This is a genomic window from Catenulispora subtropica (assembly GCF_039531675.1).
Classification (GTDB): Bacteria; Actinomycetota; Actinomycetes; order Streptomycetales; family Catenulisporaceae; genus Catenulispora; species Catenulispora subtropica.
In genome coordinates, this window is sequence record NZ_BAAAQM010000001.1 from 305,934 (window position 1) to 330,266 (window position 24,333).

Sequence of the window (24,333 nt, forward strand, 5' to 3'; positions counted from 1 at the left end):
GCCCTCCCCCGGTCGTATTCTGTCGCACCGCCCGGTGTCGGCGACACCGGGCGGCGGCGGACGGTCGTCCCGCGGCTCAGCCCGCGACCGGCTCCAGCTTCTCGCGGCCGCCGAGGTACGGGCGCAGCGCCGCCGGCACCGTGACCGAGCCGTCGGCGTTCTGGTGGTTCTCCAGGATCGCGACGATCATCCGGGGCATGGCGCACAGCGTGCCGTTCAGCGTGGCCACCGGCTTCACGCCGTCGGCGTCCCGCATGCGGATCTGCAGACGGCGCGCCTGGAACTCGGTGCAGTTCGAGGTGGAGGTGACCTCGCGGTACTTGCCCTGGGTCGGGATCCAGGCCTCGCAGTCGAACTTGCGGGCCGCCGAGCTGCCCAGGTCGCCGGCCGCGACGTCGATCACCCGGAACGGGATCTCCAGGGCGGTGATGAACTCCTTCTCCCAGTCCAGCAGGCGCTGGTGCTCGGCCTCCGCGTCCTCGGGCGCGACGTAGGAGAACATCTCGACCTTCTCGAACTGGTGCACCCGGATGATGCCGCGGGTGTCCTTGCCGTAGCTGCCGGCCTCGCGGCGGTAGCAGGACGAGTAACCGGCGTAGCGCAGCGGCAGCTTGTCGGCGTCCAGGATCTCGTCCATGTGGTACGCCGCCAGCGGCACCTCCGAGGTGCCGACCAGGTACATGTCGTCCTCGGCGAGGTGGTACACGTTCTCCGCGGCCTGGCCGAGGAAGCCGGTGCCCTCCATCGCCTCCGGCTTCACCAGCGACGGGGTGATCATCGGGATGAAGCCGTACTTCGCCGCCTGGGCGATCGCCATGTTCATCAGCGCGATCTCCAGCAGCGCGCCGACGCCGGTCAGGTAGTACTGGCGCGCCCCGCCGACTTTGGCGCCGCGCTCCAGGTCGATGGCGCCGAGCAGCTTGCCGAGCTCGACGTGGTCGCGCGGCTCGAAGCCGGCGGCGGTGAAGTCGCGCGGGGTGCCGACGGTCTCCAGCAGGACGAAGTCGTCCTCGCCGCCCTCGGGCACGCCGTCGACGACGACGTTGGACAGGGCCAGCTGCAGCCGCTTCAGCTCGGCGTCGGCCTCGTTCTGCTCGGCCTCGGCCGCCTTGACGTCGTCGGCGAGCTTCTTGGCCTGCTCCAGCAGGGCGGCGCGGTCGTCGCCGGCGGCCTTGGGGATCTGCTTGCCGAGCAGCTTCTGCTCGTTGCGCAGGGTGTCGAAGCGGGAGACCGCGGCGCGGCGCGCCTCGTCCGCGGACAGGAGCGCGTCGACGAGAGTGGGGTCTTCACCTCGGGCGCGCTGCGAGGCGCGGACACGCTCCGGGTCGGTACGGAGGAGACGCAGGTCAATCATGGACCAAGGCTAGCCGGTCGGCACGGCCGCTCCGTAATGCTTTGATGGATGTCCGGCACCGGGATCCACCCGACACGCCCGACCAGCCCAGAGAAGCCTGGAGTACCCCATGCTCGCCACGACCGACGTGATCTCCCTGCCCGAGGACGGCCTGCTGCTGGACGTCCGGGAGGACGACGAATGGACCGCCGGGCACGCTCCGACCGCCCGGCACATCCCCATGTCCGTGTTCGTCGCGCGCAAGGAGGAGATCGGCACGCCCGAGGGCCCGGTCTACGTGATCTGCCGGGCCGGGAGCCGGTCGGCGCAGGTGGCGACCTACCTGAACCAGAACGGCGTCGAGGCGGTCAACGTGACCGGCGGCATGCAGGCCTGGGCGGCCGCGGGCAAGCCGGTCGTCACCGACTCCGGCGACGCCGGAACCGTGATCTGAACCTGGATCTGAACATCAGCGCCAGCCACACGTCGCGGTACTGGCGGGCCCGGTGCAGCTGGGCGCGCCAGTCCGTGCCGGTGACCCGGTGGCGCAGCTCCGCGGGGACCTCGGCGACCCGGTAGCCGGCGCCGATCAGGTCGACGGTGAGGCCGACCTCGACGCCGAAGCGGGGCGCGTAGCGGACCGCCCTGGCCGCCTCCGCCGTCAGGCAGCGCTGGCCGGACAGCGGCGCGGCGGCTTCGAAACCCGTCAGCTTCCTGATTCCGTCGCGCGCCAGCCGGACCACGAGGCCGTGGCCGCCGCCCGGCTGCGGCGGCGGGACGGCGACGGCCATGGCGCAGGAGCCGGAGCGGACGGCTTCGAGCAGCGGTGCCGCGTCGGCCGCGCTGCCCTCGAGATCGGCGTCGAGGAAGAGCACGTACCGCGTCGTGGCCGGAAGCGCGGCCACGCCGGAGGCCAGGGCGGCCCCCTTGCCGCCGCGCCGGGTCCGGGTCACGACCCGGGCACCGGCCTCCCGGGCGCGCCGGGCGGTGGCGTCGCGGGAGCCGTCGTCGACCACGACGACCGGCGCGATCCGCGCGGCCGCGCCCACCGTCGCGGCGATCCGTCGTTCCTCGTTCCACGCCGGGATCACGACGAAGACCTCGCGGCTTGTGACGTCTGTGACAGATTCGGGCCCCATGCCCCGATGCTAGATGTAGCTTTACGAGGGATGGACCGCAGCCGACACAGCGACGACAAGATCCTGGACGCCGCGCAGACCGCGCTGATGGACCTGGGCCTGCGCAACACCACCCTGGCGGAGGTGGCGCGGCGGGCGGGGGTGTCCCGGATGACTCTGTACCGCCGCTACCCCGACATCGACGCGCTGCTGACCGAGGTGCTCGGGCGGCAGCTGATGCGCGTCGTGCGGCGGAACGCCGGGCTGAAGGAGGTCACCGGCGCCGACCGGACCGCGCGCGATCTGCTCGTGACCGGGACGGTCGAGGTGGTGCGGGCGTTCCACGGCGATCTGCTGATGCACAAGGTGCTGGACTCCGACGCCGAGTTCCTGCTGCCGTATCTGACGCGGGAGTTCGGCGGGTTGCAGCACTACGCGCTGGACCTGATGTCGGTGCGGCTGGAACAAGGGCACGAAGACGGGTCGATCCGGTCCGGGTCGGTGGCGCTGCAGGCGCGGACCGTGCTGCTGACGGCGCAGTCGTTCGTGATCTCGGCGCGGGCGGCGGGACCGGTGCCGATGGACCGGTTGCTGGAGGAGCTGACGCAGATGCTGGACGCGTATCTGCGGCCGACGCCGCGGCCGACCGGCTGAAGATCGTCTCCGTGATCACAGAAGCCCGCTGAGTAATACCCGCAGCCCCGGTGACGGATAGACGCCCGGGCGCTGGCGACGGGGGATGCACCAGCGACCGGGCTGTTAGCACCCTAACCACGACGATGGTTCAACGCAAAACTACCTGTTCGAGGCACGCGGCGGCGGCGTTCGAAATGCCGGGTCCCGTGAGGTTCGTGCGATTTGATGGCCGCCATGGCTTTTACATGCACGGGCCGTCGGTGGCGCTCCGGAGTGGTCGCCTCGGCGGCGGCCGCGGGCGGGGTGGCGATCGCCGGGACGGGATCGCTGTTCCCCGGGGAGCCGGCGCAGGCGGTGACGGTGGCGGTGCCGGTGCCGGTGCCGGTGCCGGTGCCGGTGACAACCGTGGCGGACAGCACACTCGTGAACCTCACCATCGACGACGTCCCCGCGCTGGGACTGACGGCCTTCCAGGGCAAGTACGCGACCAGCGGGGTCGCGCAGAACGGCGGCGACGACGCCGCGGACCCGGCGCAGGATCCGGACGGGGTGCTGAAGCACCTGACGATCACCGGGCCGACACAGGCCGAGACGCATTCGGATGCTGCGAAGAACTCGGCGCTGGCGCGGTTGGGCGCGACGCCCGCGCTCTCGTACTCCCTGCACGGGAAGCCGATCTACACGATCGGCGCGCTGGACACCGACGCCGGCTGCACCGAGGCGCACGTGCACGCCGACCCGAACGCGGTGAACGTGCTGGGCACGACCGTCCCGCCGGGGAAGACCACCACGATTCCCGTGACCGGAGCACAAGTCGGGGTGACGGGTGTGGATCACGGAAGCCTGACGGTCGGTTACACGACGACCGCCGCCCCGCCGACGGGGACGATGCCCGCACGCGCGCACATCGATCTGAGCCTCACCGGGACCTTCTACGACTCCACCGGGAAGGAGCTCTACAGCGGACCGATGCAGAAGGCGCGGTTCGCGGACGTGCAGGTGACGTGTGAGAACACCTCGACGCCGACGCCCTCCGGCACGGCATCGGCGTCGGCGTCGCGGCCTTCGACGACGTCGTCGGCTGCGCTCCCGCCGGCGATGCCCGGCGGTCCGGCGGCGCCGGATGCCGGAGCCGTGGCGGAACCGCCGCTTCCCAGCACGATGACGAGCCCGGGCGACGCGTCGGCGAACGGAGGCAAGGCACCGCACCACGCGCGCCATCCCCTGCAATCACGGGGAGCACGCAACGGTCCGACCAGCCCGGCGGAGGGGCCCATGCAGCCGGTGGCCCAGACCGGGGCGCTCCCGGCCGACCAGGGCGGAGATGCGTGGTGGTGGGCCGTCCTGTCAGCACTCGGACTCGGCGGCGGCGTGGCAATGTACTTCGCCACCCGGCATCGCGGCAAACACCAGCAGTAGGCCCGCACACAACGGAAGAGCGGGAGTCCGAAGACTCCCGCTCTTCTCCGTCACCGCGGCCGGAGGCCCCGCCTTAGCGCAGCGTCACCTGACGGCTGACCAGACCGGCCCGCGCGCGCCGTTCCTCGTTGGTCAGCGGGGTCTCGTCGGCGAGCGCCTTGGCGAGCCGCTCGGCGAACTCGGCGGCCGGCTTCTCGATCTCCGAGGCCTCCATCTCCTTGGGGAGGTCCCACACCGGCACCACGAGGCCGCAGGCGCGGAAGGCGCCGACGTACCGGGTGCCCTCGCCGAGGGCCGACTGCTTGGCGGCGTGCAGCCGCGCCAGCGCGTCCATCAGCTTCTCTTCCTCGTAGGGCATCACCCAGCGCAGGTGGCCCTTCTCGCGGATGCGCGTCCAGTACGCGGAGGGCACGGACTCCAGCTTCTTGGTGGGGTACGCGGCGGCGTTGGCGTGCTCCAGCGACAGCTGGGCCTCGGCGGAGACGTCGGCGCCGTCGATGATCCAGAAGCCGAAGTCGTCGTGGACGGTGATGTCCAGGCCCTCGCCCGAGGTGTCCAGCAGGTCCCGCAGGCGGGGGCCGTCCGGGGCCGGGGTGGCCGAGTCGACGACCGTGCCGGGCGTGCTGTCCAGGGCGCGGAGCAGCGCGTCGGCCAGGTCCCGGTCCGGGTCGCCGGAGGTGGCGAGGGTCTGGAGCGCGAGCATGATCTCGCCGGTGTCGCGGTGCACCGCGGGGGCCGCCATCGGCAGCACGGTGGCCAGCGTGACCTTGCGGTCGGCGTGCTCGCCGACCAGCTTCAGCGGCGCGGTGGCCGCCGGGACCAGTTCGCGCATCGCGACGATGTCGGTCTCTCCGGGCAGCCCCTCGAAGGGCCGCTTGGCGGCGGTGACCTCGGCGGCCTGCTGCTGCGCCGCGGCGGAGGCCTCGCGGCCGTGGCAGGCCTTGTAGCGGCGACCGGATCCGCACGGGCACGCCTCGCGTGCGCCGACGACCGGGATCTCGCCCTCGACAGACTTCGGTGCGCCGGCCTTCGCGGCCCTGCTCGACTTCTTGCCCATGCCGGCCCTTCCTACCTCTTGGTGGTTGCTCCGGGCCAGCCTAGTAGGCCCGGAGGGTGAGACGAGCCGACACCGCCGGGTGACACCCTGCTACTGTGCGGGCATGCGCTCGTACCCACAGCAGTGGTGGTGGTCCGCCCCAGGCGGACCCCGGTAGCAGCGCACCCACGCTCCGAACCGGCCGCCTTGAGAGGCGGCCGGTTCTGGCTTCTCTGGAACTCTCCAGAGGACTCCCGGTGAGCCTCATGGAGAGCGGCCTCTACAGAGAGGCATCGCCATGGCAGACCTGGACCACCCGAGTGGCATTCCCGACGGACCGTTCGCGCTGATCAGACGCGGCGCCGACACGGATGTGGAACTTCTCACCGGGGCGGCCTTCGAGCAGTTCCCCGCGTTGGCGGATCTTCCCACCGAGGACACGTTGCTCGTGCTCGTCCCCTATCGGCAGCTGACCGAGCGCGGCGACGAGTGTCACGACGACCACGCGCCCCTGTTGGCGCTACGGGTGACCGGCCGATCCCGGCTGCCGATCTCCGAGTTGCCGCCCGCCGTGCCGCCGGTGCTGCGGGACGGAGCCTTCGACGTGGACGACGAGGCGTACGGGGCCTCGGTGAAGCGGGTGCTGGACGAGGAGATCGGGGCCGGGGAGGGCTCGAACTTCGTGGTGCGACGGACGTTCGTCGGGCACTGCGACGCCGCGCGGGAGACGGCGTACGGGGCGTTCCGGGCGTTGCTGGCGAGCGAGAAGAACGCTTACTGGACCTTCCTCATCGACACCGGGGAAGGGCTGCTGGTCGGGGCGACACCGGAGCGGCACGTGTCGCTGGCGGACGGGGTCGCGGTGATGAACCCGATCAGCGGGACGCTGCGCGAGGCTCCGGCGACGGCCCCGCGGGAGCGGGTGCTGGAGTTCCTGGGCGACGCCAAGGAGCGCGAGGAACTCGCGATGGTCGTGGACGAGGAGCTGAAGATGCTGGCCGAGGTGGGGGACCTCGGCGGGCGGGTGCGGGGGCCGTTCCTGAAGGAGATGACCAACCTCGCGCACACCGAGTACTACATCGAGGCGCGGACCACGATGGATCCGCGCCTGATCCTGCGCACCACGATGTTCGCGCCGACCGCGACGGGTTCGCCGATCCGCAACGCGTTCCGGGTGATCAAGCGGCACGAGCGGGGAGGCCGCGGGTACTACGCGGGGGTCGCGGCGCTGATCGGACGTGACGCGGCGGGGTCGCCGACGATGGACGCGCCGTTGCTGCTGCGGGTGGCGTACCTGGACTACGACGGCACGGTGCGGGTGCCGGTCGGGGCGACGCTGGTGCGCGGTTCGGATCCGTACGAGGAAGTGCGGGAGACGTACGCGAAGGCGGCCGGGGTGCTGCGGGCGTTCGGGGTGCGGTTCGGGGCGCGGAACGCCGGGATCGAGGGGATCGGGGACGCGGCGGGCGGGCCTGGACCCGCCGGTCTGGACGGTCTGGACGGCAGCCTGGACGGTCTGGACGCGCACGACGCCGCAGCCGACTACCGCGCGGCCAGCCCCGCCGCCAGGACGGCCGCTGCGGCCTCGGCCCACTCCGCGAACTCGGCGCACTCCGCGAACTCTGCGAACTCTGCGAACGCGGCGCCGGCCCCACGCGAGGCGCCGTGGTCCGACGACCCCGAGGTCGCCGCACTGCTGGCGGCGCGCAACGAGACCCTCTCGCCGTTCTGGCTGAGCAAGCACGACCCGGCGGACCTGGTGGACCCGCTGCTGGCCGGACGCAGGGTCCTGATCGTCGACAACGAGGACGCGTTCACCTCGATGCTGGCGGTGGAGCTGCGGGCGCTGGGCCTGGAGACCCTGCGCGTCGCCCATGACGAGGTACCGGACCTGGACGCGTTCGACCTGGTGCTGCTCGGGCCCGGGCCGGGGGATCCGCGGGATGTGGGCTCGCCGCGGATCCGGGCCGTGCGGACCCTGGCCAAACGGCTGATCGACCTGCGCAAGCCGACGCTCGGGCTGTGCCTGGGGCACCAGGCGCTGGCCGGCGAGCTCGGGCTGGACCTGGTGCGGCTGCCCACGCCGATGCAGGGCACGCAGGTGGAGCTGGACCTGTTCGGCAGCGTCGAGCGGGTGGCGTTCTACAACTCGTACGCGGCCCGGATGCCGGAGTTCCTGGTGCTGGAGACCGTGCGGATCCCGGAGACCGGACTCACGGCGGCGCTGCGCGGGCCCTCGTTCACCGGCCTGCAGTTCCACCCCGAGTCCGTGCTCACCCTGGACGGACTCGGCATCCTCGGCCGCGAGATCCGGCGCCTCCTGGAGCGGTGAAGGAGGGCCGGATCAGCGACCTCACGCCCCGGTCATCCGGACCCCCGCCGGGTACCGGGGCACCCAGGCGGTATCGGACCCCGCGGCGCCCGCGTCGCCCTGTCCACCCCGGGCCTGGCCGAGCCGGGCGCCGCCGAGCCGGGCCCCGCGCATCCCGCGGATCCGGCCGGGGCCCGGGAACCGCGCCAGCGCCGAGCCCAGCCGGCGCCACCAGCGGCGCGGCGGGTCCTGCGGAGGCGGGGGCGCGGCGGCGTGCCGGGCGTGCAGACGGACCGCCGCCCACACCGTCTTCGGGGCGCCCGGATCGTCCGCGCGCACCACCCGGCCCTCCTGCGGGAGCGCCTCGACGCCCCAGGCGTCCGCCAACAGCCCCACAATGCCGAGTCCGCGGCCGTCGACCGCGGACTCGTCTACGTCGTCCAGGTCCACCGCTTCCAGGTCCGTGCTCTCCGGACCGGAAGCGGCCCTCCCCGCTCTCTCAGGATGCTGACGGCCACCGTCCGTCACCGCGATCCGCAGGACTCTGCTGTCCTCCATCCACCAGGCCACCCGGATGGTGCCGCCGGACAGCGGCAGCGCGTGCCGCAAGGCGTTGCTCACCAGCTCCGAGAGGATCAGGACCGCGTCGTCCGCGGCCGTCGACGCCACGCGCATACGCTGAAGTGCCGCGGACAGCGCGTGGCGTGCCATCCCCACACTCTCGGGCGCGTACGGGAAATCCGTCCCGATCTCGCCCGCCGGTCGCGGCGCCTGCCCGCGCTCGACCGATTCGGATATCTCCGCCGATTCCCGGGGACTCTCCGGTTTCACCGACATGACGACCCCCACGGCTCCCTCCCTGCCGACGAGGAGCTACTCGCGGTAGATGCCCGGTTCGTCCTCGGAGAAAACTGGAACCTCAGGGTTTATCAGGGTTCAACCCGATGACGCCGGGATGAGCTTCCGCCGACACCCGCGAGCCGCCGCGCCCCAGCCTGGCCAGTACCGCCTGGGGCCGGTTGGAGATGATCGCGTCCACTCCGAGCTCGACGCACAGGTCGATATCCGAGGCTTGATCCACGGTCCAGACATGGACCCGGTTTCCCATCGAATGCGCCCGCGCCACGTATTCCGGATGGGTGCGCAGAATATGGATTCCGGGGCCCGCGATACGCGCGCCGCGGGGCAGCGATCCGTCACGGAAGCGCAGGGGCACGCGGTCCAGCAGCAGCACGGTCTCCAGGGACGGCGCCAGCCGCCGGATCCGCCGCACCGACATCGCCGAGAACGACATCACCCGGACCGGGGAGCGCTCGCCGAGCCGGGGGTGGGCCAGGCCGAACCGGTCCAGCAGCGCCACCAGGTGCTCCTCGACCAGGCCGGCGTAGCGGGTCGGGTGCTTGGTCTCGATCGCCATCTCCACCCGGCGCGGGTGGTCCACGACCAGCTCCAGCAGCCGCTCCAGGGTGAGCACCCGGTGCGCGCCCTCGCGGCGCAGGTCGGGGACCTCCACGTATTCGGAGTCGCCGGGCGGCTGCTTCCAGGACCCGAAGTCCAGTTGCCGCAGTTGCGCCAGCTCCAGGGTGGAGACCACGCCGCGGCCGTTGGAGGTGCGGTTCACCCGGCGGTCGTGGACGCACACCAGGTGCATGTCCGCGGTCAGGCGGACGTCGCACTCCAGACCGTCGGCGCCCTGGAACAGCGCGGCCTCGTAGGCGGCCAGGGTGTGCTCCGGGACGTCCTCGGAGGCGCCGCGGTGCGCGATGACCGGGATGTCGGCGGCGGCCCGGCGGGGCAGCGCCGGGCCGGAGGCGCCGGTACGGAGGCCGGCGTGGCCCGGGACCTCCTGGGCGGCCGGGGCGGCCGGGGCGGGCTCGGAGCGGCGCGATGCGCTGGGGCGCGGGCCGGTCGGCCGCGGCTCGGGGCGGCGCAGTGATTGCACACTCCGAATCTTTCCAGACTTCCGGCGGCGCGCCGCCGGAAAGACGCCCGATATCCGCCGTATTCAGCTGGCTTTCACCGCGACTTCAAGGAGCGGCCATCCTCTCTGCCCAGACCGTGGGGTGGTTGTCGTATCGTCATACCGACGGACCACTATCACCGATCGCCCATCTCAGGGGGGACCATGAGCCAGCAGCCTTACGGACAGCAGCAGGGCTACCAGCAGCCGCCGCAGCAGGGCTACCAGCAGCCGCAGCAGCAGTACGCCCCGCCGCCGCAGCAGCAGAACTTCCTCTGCGTCACCACGAACGACGTCCCGGGCTTCCGCATCGACGTGGTCTACGGCGAGGTCTTCGGCCTGACCGTCCGCAGCCGCAACGCCTTCAGCCAGATGGGCGCCGGCCTGAAGTCGATGTTCGGCGGCGAGCTCAAGGGCATGACCAAGGCGCTGGTGGACAGCCGCAACGAGGTCATGCAGCGGATGATCCAGGAGGCGCTGAACCGCGGCGCCAACGCGATCGTCGGCATGCGCTTCGACACCTCGGAGATGGGCGACGTCTGGACCGAGATCTGCGCCTACGGGACCGCGGTGAGCATCAGCCGCCAGGGCTGAGCCGGACCCGCACCACGCCGGGCGCGGACCCCTTCCCGGGTCCGCGCCCGCGGTGTTCCCGGCTATCGTGACCGGGTGATCCGACGCTCGCTGAACGCACTGGCCGCGGCCGCCGGCGCCGAGCTGTGCTGCGCCGCCGGCAGCCTGTTCCGCGTCGTGCGGCTGGTGGCGCGCGTCGACCGGGTGTCGGTGTGGACCGTGCTGAACACCCGGCGGAACGTGGCGTTGACCGCGTGGCGGTCGGCGCTGACGCCGGGCGACCGGCTGCTGTTCGCCGGCGTCGGGGTGGCCGCGGCGGCCGGGGTGCTGGCCGCGCCGCTGCTCGGCCCCCTCCTGGCCGCGTCCTCGGCCCGGATCCGCGCCACGCTCGCAGCGCACACCACCCGTAGGGGATAATCAGCGACCATGGCCGAGCTCGTCTTCTTCACCGGAACCATGGACAGCGGCAAGTCGACCCTCGCCTTGCAGCTCGACCACAACCACAACGCGCGCGGCCGGGCCGGGCTCATCTTCACCCGCGACGACCGCGCCGGCAGCGCCACCATCTCCAGCCGGCTGGGCCTGAAGGCGGCCGCCGTCGAGGTCGAGGACGACACCGACCTGCTGAACCACGTGGTCCAGATGATGTCGGCCGGCGGCAAGGTGGACTACGTCGTGGCCGACGAGGCGCAGTTCTACACCGAGGACCACATCGAGCAGCTGGCGCGCATGGTCGACGAGCTGTCCATCGACGTCTACGCCTTCGGCATCACCACCGACTTCCGCACCCGCCTCTTCCCGGGCAGCAAGCGCCTGATCGAGCTCGCCGACCGCATCGAGGTGCTGCAGGTCCAGACCCTGTGCTGGTGCGGCGCCCGCGCCACCCACAACGCCCGCACCCTGCGCGGCGAGATGGTGCTGGAGGGCGAGCAGGTGATGGTCGGCGACACCGCGATCGAGGACGAGATCGGCTACGAGGTGCTGTGCCGGCGCCACCACCGCCGCCGGCTGACCGCCGCCCGCTCCGGCGCGGCCGCGCTGAGCCCGGACACGCTGCCGTTCGGCGCCGCCTGACCCGGACCGGCCGGTTGTGAGAGACTGCTGCCGCACGGACGCCGGGCGTCCGAGGAGGATTTGCCTAGCGGCCGAAGGCGTTGGTCTTGAAAACCAAAGTGGTGATGAGCCACCGTGGGTTCGAATCCCACATCCTCCGCTGTCGACAGGCTCTTGACCTGCACTCTTATCCTTTGTAAGAGCGAGTTTCGCAGCACAGATCGACTTCCACCGCCTGCGGTCTCCGAACTCGCCTCAACCCTGGCGAAGCGACCTTGTCGTGCGGCAGAGGACCCCGCCGGCGGCACCGCACCGCGCCTGCGCCACAAATCGGTTCCCCACACCGGGATTCCGGCCGGTACGGTGCGAAGGGGTGTTCTCGTGGGACCGCAGTCTCGCAGGCCTCTGACACCATACCGACCGGAAGTGAGTGCCGGATGACCGACCGTACGACCTCCTGGCCCGATCGCCTCGCCGACCTCGCGAATGAGCACGGCATCGTCGGTGCTTCACTGGCCGTCCTGCACCGCGGCGAGATCGTCGTCGAGGCGGCCGCCGGCGTGACGAACCTCGCCACAGGCGTCGAAGTCACCACCGAGACGCTCTTCCAGATCGGCTCGATCACCAAGGTGTGGGTCGCGACCATGGTCATGGCCCTGGTCGACGAGGGAGTCCTCGATCTGGACGCGCCGGTGGTCTCGATGCTGCCCGCGTTGCGGCTGAAGACCGACGAGCTGACCGCGGGCGTCACGATCCGCCACCTGCTGACCCACACCAGCGGGATCGACGGTGACCTGTTCATCGACACCGGCCGGGGCGACGACTGCGTGGAGAAGTACGTGGCGCTCCTGGCCGATGCCGCGGTGGTCCACCCGCTCGGCGCGACCATGTCGTACTGCAACGCCGGCTACATCCTCCTCGGCCGGGTCCTGGAGGTCGTGACCGGCGTGCAGTGGGATGAGCTGATGCGGGAGCGGCTGTTCCGCCCGCTCGGGCTGACGCACACGGTCACGCTGCCCGAGGAGGCGCTGCTCTTCCGGACCGCCGCCGGGCACGAGAGCCAGCACGGCGAACCGCTGAAGGTGGTGCCGCGCTGGAGCCTGATGCGCTCGACCGGCCCGGCGGGGCTGATCTGCTCGACGCCGCGCGAGGTGCTGACCTTCGCCAAGCTGCACCTGGACGGCGGGACGACCGCCGAGGGCATCAAGATCCTGTCACCGGAGAGCGTCGCCGCCATGCAGCGGCGCCAGGTCGAGCTGCCGGACCATTACCGTGCCACCGGCTGGGGCCTGGGCTGGATGCTGGACGAGTGGGACGGCACGCCGGTCGTCGGCCACAACGGCGCGACGATCGGACAGAACGCCTTTCTGTCGATCCTTCCGGAGCACGGACTCGCGATCTGCCTGGTGACCAACGGTGGCGACATGCGCACGTTCCGAGGTGCCGTCTTCGGCGAGATCGCCAGGGAACTGGCCGGCGTCACGATGAAGGCGGCGCCGATGCCGGCCGCCGAGCCACCGCCCTTCGATCCGGCGGACTTCGTAGGCGTCTACGAGAAGGCCGGGACCCGCATAGAGATCGTCGACAACGAGGGCGTCCTGTCTGCGGTCTTCACCTCCACCGGCGAACTCGCCGACCTGTCGCCCGACCCCGAGATCTGCGAGATGCGGCCCCTCGGGCCCGACGCCTTCGTCATCCAGTGGCCGGGGGAAGCCGGCTGGATGCCGATGACCTTCTACCAGCTCCCTGATGGGACGTCGTGCCTCTATTGCTCGGTGCGTTCGATACCGAAGGTCGGTTGAAACCGCTGGAAAGGATCCGGCTTCGCCCGAACGCTCCCTTCGTCCTGAAGGACGATCCCGAGTTCGCGTCCGCTGACCGCCTCCCACCTCACGTCGCCGAGCGCGCGGTGCACCGCGACGGCTTCGGTCAGGAAGCGAGCTCAAGGCATCGAACGTCGTGCAGAGCTTCGACCTGTTGCAGGGTGAGCCCAAGGGCGACCGGCCGGCCGCGCTGTACCGTTCGACGAGCGGCACGACCGTGCACCAGGAAGGCATCTCTCCGGTCACCTACAAGGTCGCCGTCTACGACAAGGACGAGGCGCACCAGGTCACCGTGACCAAGGCCGAGCTCGGCTACTTCTCCGGCAAGGACGCCGCCATCCCGTCGAACCCGGCCGACGGCTGGCTCGTGTTGAGCGTGACGGACCGCAGCGACGGATACTCGACCTGCGTCACACCGGCGTCGGCGTACACGTTGAAGGACGCGGCAGGCAAGGAGTACAGGCCGTCCGACGCGGCCACGTCGGTGCCGTCGAAACCGGAGTCGTTCGGCGACACGCAGTCGGTCGTCGCCTTCGAGGTGCCGGCCGATTTCGCGCGGGGCACACTGACCATCGCGCCGAACACCGCGGTGTGCGAGAAGGGCACGATGAACTACGTGCCGCTGCCGGTGCACAGCAACGCGACAGTCTCGGTCTCGCTGCCGACCGCCTGAGTGTCGACGGACTGTTTCCGACCCGCATCATGCGAGATGCCGTGTTACGGTGTTGAACAGTCTCTACGAGGAGTGCGACATGTTGGGTGAGGACGACATCTCCGGCTGAGCCGCCGGTGTGTGTCTTCGTCTTCCCCACTGATCTCTCCCGTATCGAGCTGAAGCTCTGCGGGCTCCTCTGAGGGCTTATCTGTGTCCATCTCCCCCATCGTCGTCGCCGACCTGTCTTTCTCCTGGCCCGACGACGTGCCGGTGTTCCACGACCTCACCTTCAACGTCGACGCCGAGCGCGTCGGGCTGGTCGCCCCCAACGGCGCCGGCAAGAGCACGCTGCTGAAGCTGATCGCCGGGGTGCTGACGCCGCGTTCCGGGTCCGTCTCGGTCGCCGGCGTGCTCGGCTACCTGCCGCAGGACCTGCCGCTGACCGCCGAGCGCAGCGTGGCCGAGGTGCTCGGGATGGCCGGCGTCATCGCCGCGCTGGACGCCATCGAGCGCGGCGACACCGACGAGCGCCACTTCACGGCCATCGGCGACGACTGGGACGTGGAGGACCGGGCCCGGGTCGAGCTGGAGCGGCTCGGCCTCGGGCAGGTGTCGTTGCGCGACCCGCTCAGCACGCTGTCCGGCGGGCAGGCGGTCTCCCTCGGCCTGGCCGCGCAGCTGTTGCGGCGGCCCGACGTGCTGCTGCTCGACGAGCCGACCAACAACCTGGACGGCCCGGCCCGGCGGCGCTTGTACGACGTCCTGGAGAAGTGGCGCGGCTGCCTGCTGGTGGTCAGCCACGACCGGGAGCTGCTGGAGCGCGTCGACCGCACCGCGGAGCTCGACGGCAGCCGGATCCGCTTCTACGGCGGCGGGTTCAGCGCGTATCAGGAGGCTGTCGAAGCCGAGCGCGAGTCGGCCGAGCGCCGGCTGCGCAACGCCGAGCAGGAGCTCAAGCGCGAGAAGCGCGAGATGCAGCAGGCGCGGGAGCGGGCCGAACGCCGGGCCGGGAACGCGGCGCGGAACCTGGACAACGCCGGGCTCGCGCGCATCGTCGCCGGCGGGCTGAAGCGCAGCGCCGAGAACGCCGCGGGCAGCGCCCGCCAGATGCACGCCTCCCGGGTGCAGGACGCGAAGGAGCGGGTCGACGACGCGGCCCGGGCCGTGCGCTCGGACCAGCAGATCGCCCTGGAGCTGCCGGCGACCCGGGTCCCGGCCGGCCGCACCCTGTTCGTCGGCGAGCATCTGCGCAAGCGCTACGGCGACCGCGAGCTGTTCGCCGGCGACGGCGCGGACCTGACCGTCCGCGGCCCGGAACGGATCGCCCTGACCGGCGCCAACGGCGCGGGCAAATCGACGCTGCTCCGGCTGGTGGGCGGCGAGCTGGCGCCCGACGGCGGCACCGTCCAGCACGCCGACGGCCGCACGGCGTACCTGTCGCAGCGCCTGGACCTGCTGGACGAGGACCGCACGGTCGCCGAGAACCTGGCCGCCGCGGCCCCGGCGCTGCCCGACGCCGAACGGCTGCACCTGTTGGCCCGCTTCCTGTTCCGCGGCCAGCGCGTCCACCTGCCGGTCCGCGCCCTGTCCGGCGGCGAGCGGCTGCGCGCCACGCTGGCGTGCGTGCTCTACGCCGAACCGGCCCCGCACCTGCTGCTGCTCGACGAGCCGACGAACAACCTGGACCTGGTGAGCGTCGCGCAACTGGAGAGCGCGCTGAACGCGTATCAGGGGGCGTTCATCGTCATCAGCCACGACGAGCGGTTCCTGGAAGAGATCAAGGTTGAACGGCGGCTGGAACTGGTAGATGGGAGGTTGACCGAGGCGCGATAGCAGAGGGCTGAGAATGCGCGGGGCGATCGGCTCCTCGTGATCTACCAGCCCCGACTGCTTGACCTTGCCCCCGGGGTCAACGTTTACGGTCGTCCCATGAAGATCGGCGAGCTGGCCCGCGACGCCGGCGTCACGACCAAGGCCGTGCGGTATTACGAGTCCCTGGGCCTGCTGACCCCGGACCGGCTGGCGAACGGGTACCGCGACTACACCGCCCACCACGTCCGGGTGGTCCGCGAGGTGCGCCGGCTGATCGGCCTCGGCATCGCGGCGGAGCGTACCCGGCCGTTCCTGGACTGCCTGGCCGACGGCGGCGAGGTCGACGACTGTCCGTCGTCGCTGGCCGGGTACCGCGACGCCATCGCGGACCTCGACCGGCGCATCCGGGACCTCGGCGAGCGGCGGGACGCCCTGGCGAAGCGGCTCCGCGAGGCGGCGTGCCGGCGGACCCAGGACACCGCGCCCGCACCCGGTGCCGTGCTCGCATCCGGCGAAAGTGAGGAGCCATACGTGGACGACCTTTACTCCCTGCCCTTGGATCTGCCCGTCCCCGCGGACGATGGCGCCGCCGACCATCTGCCGGGCCGTCCTGTCCCGGACGTGTGGCTCCTGAGTACGGCCCAGGAGATCATCGGCCTCGATGCTTTGGGCCCCGGCCGCACCGTCCTCTACGTGTATCCGCTCTCCGGACGGCCCGACGTGGACATCCCCGACGGCTGGAACGCGATCCCCGGCGCACGCGGCTGCACCGTCGAAGCCTGCGGCTTCCGCGACCACCACGCCGAACTGCTCGCCGCCGGGGCCGGCCGGGTCTTCGGTCTGTCCAGCCAGGACACGGCCTACCAGCGGGAGCTGGTCGATCGTCTCCGCCTGCCGTTCGCCATGCTGTCCGACCCCCAGCTGCGGCTGGCCGGGGCACTGAACCTACCGACCTTCGAGGCTCACGATCGTGTCCTCTACAAGCGCCTGACGCTTGTCGTGCGCGACGGCGTGATCGAGCACTGTTTCTATCCGGTCTTCCCGCCGAACCTCCACGCCCAGCAGGTACTCGCGTGGCTTGAGGAGAACCCCGTGTCCAGCACCCTCAGCGGGTGAGCGCCGCGATGTCGTTTCTGGCGGTGTCGAGGTCCTGATTCACCTTGGCGGCCGCCGCGTCCAGATCCGCTTGGCCGAGCGAGCCTTGCTGGTACCGCGCGGCCGCCGCGACCCAGTCGCCCAGATCCCCGCGAACCGCGGTCATGTCGTTCGACCATTGATTCAGGGCTTTCGGCCGGCCTCCGTACGCCGCGGCGGCGCGGGCGGCGGCGTTCAGGTACGACGAGTCGCCCTGAGGATTCGGCGCCATGCGGAACTTGGCGAACGCCGCGGCCGGCGACTTCGGGTCCGTGTAGGCCTTGTCGTACGCGGCGATGTCCGCGTAGCGGGTGGTGCCGACGATCTTCTGGCCGGCCGCGAGCAGGTCGGCGTAGTGCTGGATCGACTCCCGCAGCAGCTCCGCGGCCTTCGCCGAGCCCTTCAGGCCGGCCGCGCCACCCGCTGAGGCGTCGGTGTTCGGATCCGTCCCGCCGCCGGCGAGCGCCGGTCCCGGATCCTTGGGATCGTCGTCGAAGCCGCCGAGCATGGTGACGACGGCGAGGAGCACCATCACGGCGGCGAGGCCGGACAACACGATCAGCCCCTGCCGCTGGCCCATCCCCAGCACCCGGCGCAGCGGCCGGCCGCGGCGCCCCAGCCCGGGGGTCCAGTCAATCTTCGGCACCCTCCAGAAGCTATCGGGGATCGCCGCCTGTTCACCAGGGTGTCGAATAACGCGACCTGACGTTCTCCTTCACCTTCGCTTCAGCCGCAGGGGGAAACCTCTGGCGCCATGACCGATAGCCCGCGACTCCCCAAGGGGGTCTGGATCAACACCTCGCTCGCCGTGGTCGTCGCCGCCGGCGGTGCGGGCGCCTGGGCCCTGCTCGGCTCGTCGTCGACCGGCAAGGCCGCCTCCAGCAGCCGCACCGTCACGGTGCAGCGCGGTGACGTGACCGCCCAGGTCTCCGCCTCCGGCAACGTCACGCTTCCGGCGCAGGACAACCTCGCGTTCACCGCCTCGGGCACGGTGACCGAGGTCGACGTGAAGGTCGGGGACCAGGTGAAGGCCGGCCAGGTGCTGGCCAAGGTCGACCCCACCGAGGCGAACCAGCAGCTGACGGCGGCGCAGGCGCAGCTGACCACCGCGCAGGCCCAGCTGGCGAAGCTGCAACAGGGGCAGACCCCGCAGCAGGCGGCGCTGAGCGCGCAGCAGCTGAAGTCCGCCTCGGACAGCCTGGCGGCGGCCAAGACCTCGTATTCGGACGCCCAGAACGCCATATCCGTCGACGCCGCCAACCTGGCGGCGGCCGTGGCCACCGCGAAGAACACGCTGGCCGCGGACCAGGCGGCGCAGACCAAGGACTGCGCGACACCGGCCAGCCAGGCGTGCACCACCGACACCAACAAGGTGGCGCAGGACCAGAACGCGCTGACGCAGGCTCAGAACGCGCAGAAGACCGGCGCGCAGAAGGACACGCAGTCGCTGCACCAGGCCCAGAACTCGCTGACGCAGGCGCAGAACTCGTACAACACCTCGGTGGCCCAGCAGGCGGTCTCCGCGGCGCCGGCCACGCCGGACCAGCTCGCGCAGGCGAACCAGGCCGTCGTGAACGCCCAGAACGCGGTCTCGGCCGCCCAGAAGGCGGTGGCGGGGACCACCATCACCGCCCCGACGGCCGGCACGGTGCTCTCGGTCGGCGGCGCGGTCGGGGACTCGGTGAGCGCCGGGTCGTCCGGCTCGTCGGCGGCTTCCTCGTCCTCGGGCTCCTCCGGGGCGTCCGGGGGGTCCGGAGCGTCGGGCGCGTCGAGCTCCTCGTCCTCCAGCACGGCCAAGTCCGGCAGCGGCTTCGTCGTGCTCGGCGACATGAGCACGCTGACCGTGCGGGCCCAGTTCGCCGAGACCGACGCCGCCAAGCTGAAGGCCGGCGAGGCGGCGCAGGTCTCGATCAACGCGGTGCCCGGCTCGGCGCTGACCGCCACGGTGCAGTCCGTGGACCCGACCGCGACCGTGGTGTCGAACGTCGTGGAGTACGGCGTGACGCTGCAGTTCACGGCGGGCCAGCAGGACCTCGCGGCCCTGAAGCCGGGGCAGACGGCCTCGGTCTCGGTCGTCACCGACAAGGTGACGAACGTGCTCTACGTGCCCTCCTCGTCGGTGACCACGGTCGGCGGCCAGAGCCTGGTGACCCTGGTCAGCGGCAAGACCCAGACGCCGACCCCGGTCCAGGTGGGCGTGGTGGGCGACGCCACCACCGAGATCACGTCCGGCCTGAACGAGGGGGACCAGGTGCTGCTCTCCTCGCGCACCACCAGCGGGTCCACCACGGGCAACCGCGGCGGGTTCGGCGGCGGCGCCGGAGGCGGTCTGGGCGGCGGCCTCGGCGGCGGCCGGGGCGGATTCGGCGGGTGACCGGCATGGGTGGAACAGCCGGAGCGGGCGGCACCGGAAGCGGCGGCGGCGACGGCCCGGGCGACACCCTCGTCCTCGGCCCCCAGCCGGTCATCCAGCTCACCGACGTCCGCAAGACCTACGGGATGGACGGCACCGCCGTCCACGCCCTGCGCGGCGTGACCCTGACCGTCCCGGCCGGCGACTACGTCGCCATCATGGGCGCGTCGGGCTCGGGCAAGTCGACGCTGATGAACATCGTCGGCTGCCTCGACGTACCGACCTCCGGCCGCTACCTGCTGGACGGCATCGAGGTCGAGCACCTCGCGGACCGCCAGCTGGCGCTGGTCCGCAACCGCAAGATCGGCTTCGTCTTCCAGTCCTTCAACCTGCTGCCCCGCACCACCGCGCTGGACAACGTGGAGCTGCCGCTGGTGTACGCCGGCGTGGGCACCGCCGAGCGGCGGCGCCGGGCCCGGGCCGCGCTGGAGCTGGTGGGTCTGGGCGAGCGCCTGGACCACAAGCCGAACGAGCTCTCCGGCGGCCAGCAGCAGCGGGTGGCCGTGGCCCGGGCGCTGGTGACCGCGCCCTCGCTGATCCTGGCCGACGAGCCCACCGGCAACCTGGACAGCAGCTCCTCGGCCGACGTGATGGCCCTGTTCGACCGGCTGCACGCGGCCGGGCGCACCATCGTCCTGATCACCCACGAGCACGACATCGCCGAGCACGCCCGGCGCGCGATCCGGCTGATGGACGGGCAGATCGTCTCCGACCGGCGCGACGGCGCCCGGGCTCGGTCCTCCGAACTGCACAGTGCTAGGCACGGGAGCGCTTCATGAGAATCCGCGAGGTCTTCCGCTTCGCGTTCGCCGGGCTGCGGGCGAACAAGCTGCGCTCGGCGCTGACCACCCTGGGCATCCTGATCGGCGTCGGCGCGGTGATCCTGCTGGTGGCCGTGGGCAAGGGCTCCGGCGCCCAGGTGCAGGCGAACATCAACAAGCTGGGCACGAACCTGCTGACCGTCTCGCGGCAGGCCGGCGGCTTCGGCCAGCGCGCGGCCCGCAACACCGGCACGCAGAGCTCGGTGTCGGCGCTGACCACCGCCGACGCGCAGGCGCTGGTCGACCCGACGAACGCGCCGGACGTGCTGACCTCCTCGCCGGTGGTGACGGCGAGCCCGACCGCCACCTACTCCGGCGCCACGCACCAGATCGCGCAGCTGGTCGGCAGCGTGCCGACGTACTTCCCGGCGACCAACTGGGAGCTCTCCGAGGGCTCGCTGATCGGCGACGACGACGTGGCCCAGGCCCGCAAGGTGATCGTGATCGGCCAGACCGTGGCCACCGACCTGTTCGGGACCGCGGACCCGGTCGGGCAGCGGCTGCAGATCAACAGCGTGCCCTACACGGTCGAGGGCGTGCTGAAGGCCAAGGGCTCCACCGGGCTGAACGACGCCGACGACTTCGCGGTGGCGCCGCTGACCACGGTGCAGAACTCGCTGACCGGCTTCGGATCGCTGAACCAGATCGTGGTGGAGGCCAAGTCGGCCTCGGCGACCACCGCGGCGCAGGACGAGATCACGTCGATCCTCACCGCGCGGCACCACCTGGCGGCCACCGCGTCGCCGGACTTCCGGGTGCTGAACCAGCAGTCGCTGCTGGCCACCTCCGACTCCACGACCCACACCTTCACCGTGCTGCTCGGCGCGGTCGCCGCCATCTCGCTGGTGGTCGGCGGCATCGGGATCACCAACATCATGCTGGTCACGGTGACCGAGCGGACCCGGGAGATCGGCATCCGCAAGGCGCTGGGCGCGCCGCGCGCGGCCATCCTCGGGCAGTTCCTCATCGAGGCGGTGCTGCTGTCCCTGATCGGCGGCGCGCTCGGCGTCGTCGCCGGGCTGATCGGCACCCGCTTCACGGTGGCCGGGGTGAAACCGGTGATCGTGCCCGCCTCGATCGCGCTGGCCTTCGCGGTCTCGGCGCTGATCGGACTGTTCTTCGGGTCGTTCCCGGCCAACCGGGCGGCCAAGCTGCACCCGATCCAGGCTCTGCGCCACGAGTAAGCACCCACGAAGCACGAGACCAACAGAGGATCACTGATGTCTGAGAACGAGGGCGCCAAGCCCGCCGGCACCGGCAACAACGAGGAGTTCGAGCTCCTGTCCTCCGCCCCCTCCGCGCCGGACATCTCCGGCCAGCTCAAGCCGCGCGGCGGCGCCGGGCTGCCGAAGGTGACGCTGGCCCTGGCGGGCACGGTGCTGGCGGTCGGCGGGTTCGTCGGCGGGATCGCGGTGGGCAAGTCCAACGCGGACTCGTCCGGCAAGAGCACGAACCCGGCGGCGGCCGGCACCACCGCCCGGGCCCGCGGCCAGTTCGGCGCCAACGGCGGCCAGACCGGCGGCGCGGCCGGCGGGCAGAACGGCCAGTTCGGCCGCGGCGGCACCGTCGTCGGCACCGTGACGGCGGTCGACGGCTCCACGCTGACCGTCACCGACTCCACCGGCAAGCAGGTGACGGTCGACACCAACGGCCAGACCACCGTCACCATCGGCAAGACCGGGACGGTCTCGGATCTGGCGAACGGCTCGCAGGTGACGGTGATCGGGACTCCGGACGGTAGCGGCAAGATCACCGCGCGTTCGGTGCTCAGCGGGATCACGAACTTCGGCGGGTTCGGCGGCGGCCGCGGCAGCCGCACCCCGGCGCCGAACGCGTCTTCGCCGGGTGGGTCAAACGGGTGATACTGGACGGGATGGACACCGGAGAATCCCGCAGCCTGCTGGTCGTCGACGACGACACCGAGATCCGCGACGCGGTCGCGCGGGCGTTCCGCCTGCAGGGCTACCGCGTGCGCACCGCCGCCGGAGGCCTGGCGGCGCTGGAGCAGATCGCCGCCGACCCGCCGGACGCCATCGTGCTGGACGTGATGATGCCGGAGCTGGACGGGGTGGAGGTGGTCCGGCGGCTGCGCGGCGTCGGCGACCACACCCCGGTCCTGCTGCTGACCGCGCGCGACGCGGTCGGCGACCGGGTCGCCGGACTCGACGCCGGCGCGGACGACTACCTGGTGAAGCCGTTCGCGCTGGCCGAGCTGCACGCCCGGGTGCGGGCGCTGCTGCGGCGCGCGGACTACGAGCCGCTGCCGGAGTCCGAGCGGCTGGTCTTCGAGGACCTGGAGCTGGACCCGGAGTCCCGGCTGGCGTACCGCGCCGGGCGCTCGATCGAGCTCACCCGGACCGAGTTCGCGTTGCTGGAGCTGCTGATGCGGAACTCCGGCCGGGTGCTGCCGCGCGAGGTGATCTCGGACCGGATCTGGGGCTACGAGCTCGGACCGGAGTCCAACTCGCTGGAGGTCTTCGTGTCCTGCATCCGCCGCAAGACGGAGGCCGGCGGCGAGCCGCGGCTGGTGCAGACGGTGCGCGGGTTCGGGTACACGCTGCGGGTTCCCGCGTGAAGTGGGGATGGCTGCGGCGGCGGGCCGCGATGGGTGTGGGGGTCGGTGCCGGGGTGGTGACCGGAATGGGCGGGGCGATGCCGTTCGAGGCGGCGTCCGATGCAGTGATCCCGGCTTCGCCCTCGCCCTCGCCCTCGGTCTCGCCCTCGCCCTCGGTCTCGTCCTCGGAGCCGGCTGGGTCCCGGGACGACACCGGCCGGCCCCGGCGCCGTTCCCCCGCCGCCGTCTGGCGCGACATGCCGCTGCGGGCGCGCCTCGCCCTGGCCGCCACCATCGCGGTCGCCGCGGGCGTCGGCAGCGGTGTCGGCTTCTCCTACGTGGCCGTGCGACACGAACTCATCCAGCACGTGGACGATGGCCTGTACAGCCAGGGCCAGCGCATCCAGGGCCCGCTGAAGCACGGCTTCCTCCGCCTCCCCGACCGCCCCGCGCTGTTCGGCGAGCAGCAGGGCAAGTGGCAGTTCATCGACGCGACCGGCTCGCCGCTGAGCCTCAAGCAGCACGACGAGCACACCGCGAGCCTCGTCCCGGCCCAGCAGCGCGTCATGCCGATCTCCGACCAGGACGCCGCGGTGGCCGCCGGGAGTCTGGAAGACCACGTGGCCTCGGTGCACATGGGCGACGACCACCTGCGGATGCTCACCCTGCCGATCGGCAACGGCCGCGCCATCCAGATCGCGTTCTCCCTGGCCGGCGTGGACCACCAGCTGTCCACGCTGGGCTGGGAGCTGTTCGGCGCCGGCGGCGCGGGCATCGTGCTCGCCGCGGGCCTGGGCTGGCTGGTGACCCGCACCGCTCTGCGCCCCGTGGCCGAGCTCACCGGCGCCGCCGAGCGCATCGCCACCACCCACGACCTGGCGCACCGCATCCCGGACGCCCGCAGCGGCGCCTCCCGCGACGAACTCGGCCGGCTGGCGGCCAGCTTCAACACGATGCTGGACGCGGTCCAGGAGGCCACCGACCGCCAGCGTCAGCTGGTCGCCGACGCCTCGCACGAGCTGCGCACCCCCCTGACCGCGCTGCGCACCAACGTGGAGGTGCTGGCGAACGCCCGCCGCCTGGAGCCCGAGGACCGCGACGCCCTGGTGACCAGCATCATGAGCGGCCTGGACGACCTGACCGCGCTCGTCACCGACACGGTCGAGCTGGCCCGCGGCGAGGAGCAGGCGGACCTCCTCGAAGAACAGCGCCTCGACCTCCTGGTGGACCGCTGCGTGGACCGCGCGGCCACGCACTGGCCGAAGGTCGCCTTCAAGACCGACCTGTCCAAGTGCGAAGTCGTCGGCGTCTCCGACCGCTTGGCCAAGGCGATCCGCAACCTCCTCGACAACGCCGCCAAGTTCTCCCCCGACGCCGGCCTGGTCGAGGTCCGCCTGACCGTCGCTTCCGGCCGGGCCACCCTGACGGTCCGCGACCACGGCCCCGGCATCCCCGAAGCCGACCTCTCGCGCATCTTCGACCGCTTCTACCGCGCCGCGAGCGCCCGCGACCTGCCCGGCTCAGGACTCGGACTCGCGATCGTGGCGCAGGTGGCGGCCGGCCACGGCGGCGGGGTCACCGTGGCGGCGGCCGACGGCGGCGGCGCGGAGTTCCGGCTGACGCTGCCGACGGCCGCCTCCGCCTAGGTCGCGGAGTTGTCGGTACGGCTGACTAAGGTCGCA

General features: G+C 71.8%; 23 protein-coding genes and 1 tRNA gene. 18 read left to right on the forward strand and 6 right to left on the reverse strand.

What is annotated here, in order from left to right; translation table 11 throughout:
* Positions 1-76: 76 nt before the first annotated feature.
* A complete protein-coding gene (gene serS, locus ABD466_RS01310) occupies positions 77-1,354 on the reverse strand; it encodes a serine--tRNA ligase (RefSeq protein ID WP_344655010.1) in 1,278 nt (425 codons plus the stop codon).
* Positions 1,355-1,463: 109 nt separating this feature from the next.
* Here serS and ABD466_RS01315 point away from each other — a divergent pair, with 109 nt between their 5' ends.
* A complete protein-coding gene (locus tag ABD466_RS01315; protein ID WP_344655011.1) occupies positions 1,464-1,787 on the forward strand; it encodes a rhodanese-like domain-containing protein in 324 nt (107 codons plus the stop codon).
* On the opposite strand, the gene ABD466_RS01320 is transcribed toward ABD466_RS01315, so the two are convergent.
* Positions 1,753-2,472 carry a glycosyltransferase family 2 protein gene (locus ABD466_RS01320; protein ID WP_344655012.1) on the reverse strand — a complete coding sequence of 240 codons (720 nt, stop codon included), beginning with the start codon at positions 2,470-2,472 and terminating at the stop codon, positions 1,753-1,755. The genes ABD466_RS01315 and ABD466_RS01320 overlap by 35 nt on opposite strands.
* Positions 2,473-2,502: 30 nt before the next feature.
* On the opposite strand from ABD466_RS01320, the gene ABD466_RS01325 reads away from it, so the two are divergent.
* Entirely contained in the window at positions 2,503-3,105 is a 603-nt protein-coding gene (locus tag ABD466_RS01325; RefSeq protein WP_344655013.1) for a TetR/AcrR family transcriptional regulator, read from the forward strand.
* A gap of 216 nt (positions 3,106-3,321) precedes the next feature.
* Complete coding sequence (locus ABD466_RS01330) at positions 3,322-4,506, forward strand: hypothetical protein (protein ID WP_344655014.1); 1,185 nt, start codon at positions 3,322-3,324, stop codon at positions 4,504-4,506.
* A gap of 73 nt (positions 4,507-4,579) precedes the next feature.
* On the opposite strand, the gene ABD466_RS01335 is transcribed toward ABD466_RS01330, so the two are convergent.
* On the reverse strand, positions 4,580-5,563 hold the full coding sequence (locus tag ABD466_RS01335; RefSeq protein WP_344655015.1) for a DUF5926 family protein: 984 nt from the start codon (positions 5,561-5,563) through the stop codon (positions 4,580-4,582).
* Between the two features lie 277 nt (positions 5,564-5,840).
* On the opposite strand from ABD466_RS01335, the gene ABD466_RS01340 reads away from it, so the two are divergent.
* Positions 5,841-7,874 carry an anthranilate synthase family protein gene (locus ABD466_RS01340; protein WP_344655016.1) on the forward strand — a complete coding sequence of 678 codons (2,034 nt, stop codon included), beginning with the start codon at positions 5,841-5,843 and terminating at the stop codon, positions 7,872-7,874.
* A 21-nt stretch (positions 7,875-7,895) separates the two neighbouring features.
* Here ABD466_RS01340 and ABD466_RS01345 read toward each other — a convergent pair whose 3' ends face one another.
* Both ABD466_RS01345 and ABD466_RS01350 read right to left on the reverse strand, forming a co-directional pair.
* Positions 7,896-8,690 carry an ATP-binding protein gene (locus ABD466_RS01345; protein ID WP_344655161.1) on the reverse strand — a complete coding sequence of 265 codons (795 nt, stop codon included), beginning with the start codon at positions 8,688-8,690 and terminating at the stop codon, positions 7,896-7,898.
* A gap of 82 nt (positions 8,691-8,772) precedes the next feature.
* Positions 8,773-9,618, reverse strand: a complete 846-nt coding sequence (locus ABD466_RS01350) for a glycerophosphodiester phosphodiesterase (protein ID WP_344655162.1) — start codon at positions 9,616-9,618, stop codon at positions 8,773-8,775.
* A gap of 360 nt (positions 9,619-9,978) precedes the next feature.
* Here ABD466_RS01350 and ABD466_RS01355 point away from each other — a divergent pair, with 360 nt between their 5' ends.
* The 8 genes from ABD466_RS01355 (at position 9,979) to ABD466_RS01390 (ending at position 16,845) form a co-directional block, all read left to right on the forward strand.
* A complete protein-coding gene (locus ABD466_RS01355) occupies positions 9,979-10,407 on the forward strand; it encodes a YbjQ family protein (RefSeq protein WP_425558503.1) in 429 nt (142 codons plus the stop codon).
* A 75-nt stretch (positions 10,408-10,482) separates the two neighbouring features.
* Entirely contained in the window at positions 10,483-10,803 is a 321-nt protein-coding gene (locus tag ABD466_RS01360) for a hypothetical protein (protein ID WP_344655017.1), read from the forward strand.
* Between the two features lie 9 nt (positions 10,804-10,812).
* Positions 10,813-11,460 (forward strand): thymidine kinase, encoded by a 648-nt coding sequence (locus ABD466_RS01365; RefSeq protein ID WP_344655018.1) that lies wholly within the window; start codon positions 10,813-10,815, stop codon positions 11,458-11,460.
* 53 nt (positions 11,461-11,513) lie between these two features.
* A tRNA-Ser gene (locus ABD466_RS01370) sits at positions 11,514-11,599 on the forward strand.
* A gap of 277 nt (positions 11,600-11,876) precedes the next feature.
* Positions 11,877-13,241, forward strand: coding sequence for a serine hydrolase domain-containing protein (locus ABD466_RS01375; RefSeq protein WP_344655019.1), 1,365 nt, complete (start codon positions 11,877-11,879; stop codon positions 13,239-13,241).
* Between the two features lie 157 nt (positions 13,242-13,398).
* Complete coding sequence (locus ABD466_RS01380) at positions 13,399-13,935, forward strand: hypothetical protein (protein ID WP_344655020.1); 537 nt, start codon at positions 13,399-13,401, stop codon at positions 13,933-13,935.
* A 192-nt stretch (positions 13,936-14,127) separates the two neighbouring features.
* The gene (locus ABD466_RS01385) at positions 14,128-15,750 is read left to right on the forward strand and encodes an ABC-F family ATP-binding cassette domain-containing protein (RefSeq protein WP_344655021.1); all 1,623 of its coding nucleotides are present in this window, start codon (positions 14,128-14,130) and stop codon (positions 15,748-15,750) included.
* A 96-nt stretch (positions 15,751-15,846) separates the two neighbouring features.
* On the forward strand, positions 15,847-16,845 hold the full coding sequence (locus ABD466_RS01390) for a MerR family transcriptional regulator (RefSeq protein WP_344655022.1): 999 nt from the start codon (positions 15,847-15,849) through the stop codon (positions 16,843-16,845).
* Here ABD466_RS01390 and ABD466_RS01395 read toward each other — a convergent pair.
* A complete protein-coding gene (locus ABD466_RS01395) occupies positions 16,835-17,509 on the reverse strand; it encodes a hypothetical protein (RefSeq protein ID WP_344655023.1) in 675 nt (224 codons plus the stop codon). The genes ABD466_RS01390 and ABD466_RS01395 overlap by 11 nt on opposite strands.
* A 108-nt stretch (positions 17,510-17,617) precedes the next feature.
* On the opposite strand from ABD466_RS01395, the gene ABD466_RS01400 reads away from it, so the two are divergent.
* The 6 genes from ABD466_RS01400 to ABD466_RS01425 all read left to right on the forward strand — a co-directional run bounded on the left by ABD466_RS01400 (position 17,618) and on the right by ABD466_RS01425 (position 24,297).
* A complete protein-coding gene (locus ABD466_RS01400) occupies positions 17,618-19,237 on the forward strand; it encodes an efflux RND transporter periplasmic adaptor subunit (RefSeq protein WP_344655024.1) in 1,620 nt (539 codons plus the stop codon).
* A gap of 125 nt (positions 19,238-19,362) precedes the next feature.
* Positions 19,363-20,055 (forward strand): ABC transporter ATP-binding protein, encoded by a 693-nt coding sequence (locus ABD466_RS01405; protein ID WP_344655163.1) that lies wholly within the window; start codon positions 19,363-19,365, stop codon positions 20,053-20,055.
* Positions 20,052-21,281: an ABC transporter permease gene (locus ABD466_RS01410; RefSeq protein WP_344655025.1), complete on the forward strand. Its 1,230-nt coding sequence runs from the start codon at positions 20,052-20,054 to the stop codon at positions 21,279-21,281. Before ABD466_RS01405 ends, ABD466_RS01410 begins: the two co-directional genes overlap by 4 nt.
* 36 nt (positions 21,282-21,317) lie before the next feature.
* The gene (locus tag ABD466_RS01415; RefSeq protein WP_344655026.1) at positions 21,318-21,959 is read left to right on the forward strand and encodes a DUF5666 domain-containing protein; all 642 of its coding nucleotides are present in this window, start codon (positions 21,318-21,320) and stop codon (positions 21,957-21,959) included.
* Positions 21,960-21,970: 11 nt separating this feature from the next.
* Complete coding sequence (locus tag ABD466_RS01420) at positions 21,971-22,672, forward strand: response regulator transcription factor (protein WP_344655027.1); 702 nt, start codon at positions 21,971-21,973, stop codon at positions 22,670-22,672.
* Positions 22,669-24,297: a HAMP domain-containing sensor histidine kinase gene (locus ABD466_RS01425; protein WP_344655028.1), complete on the forward strand. Its 1,629-nt coding sequence runs from the start codon at positions 22,669-22,671 to the stop codon at positions 24,295-24,297. The genes ABD466_RS01420 and ABD466_RS01425 overlap by 4 nt, the downstream gene beginning before the upstream one ends.
* Positions 24,298-24,333: the final 36 nt, after the last annotated feature.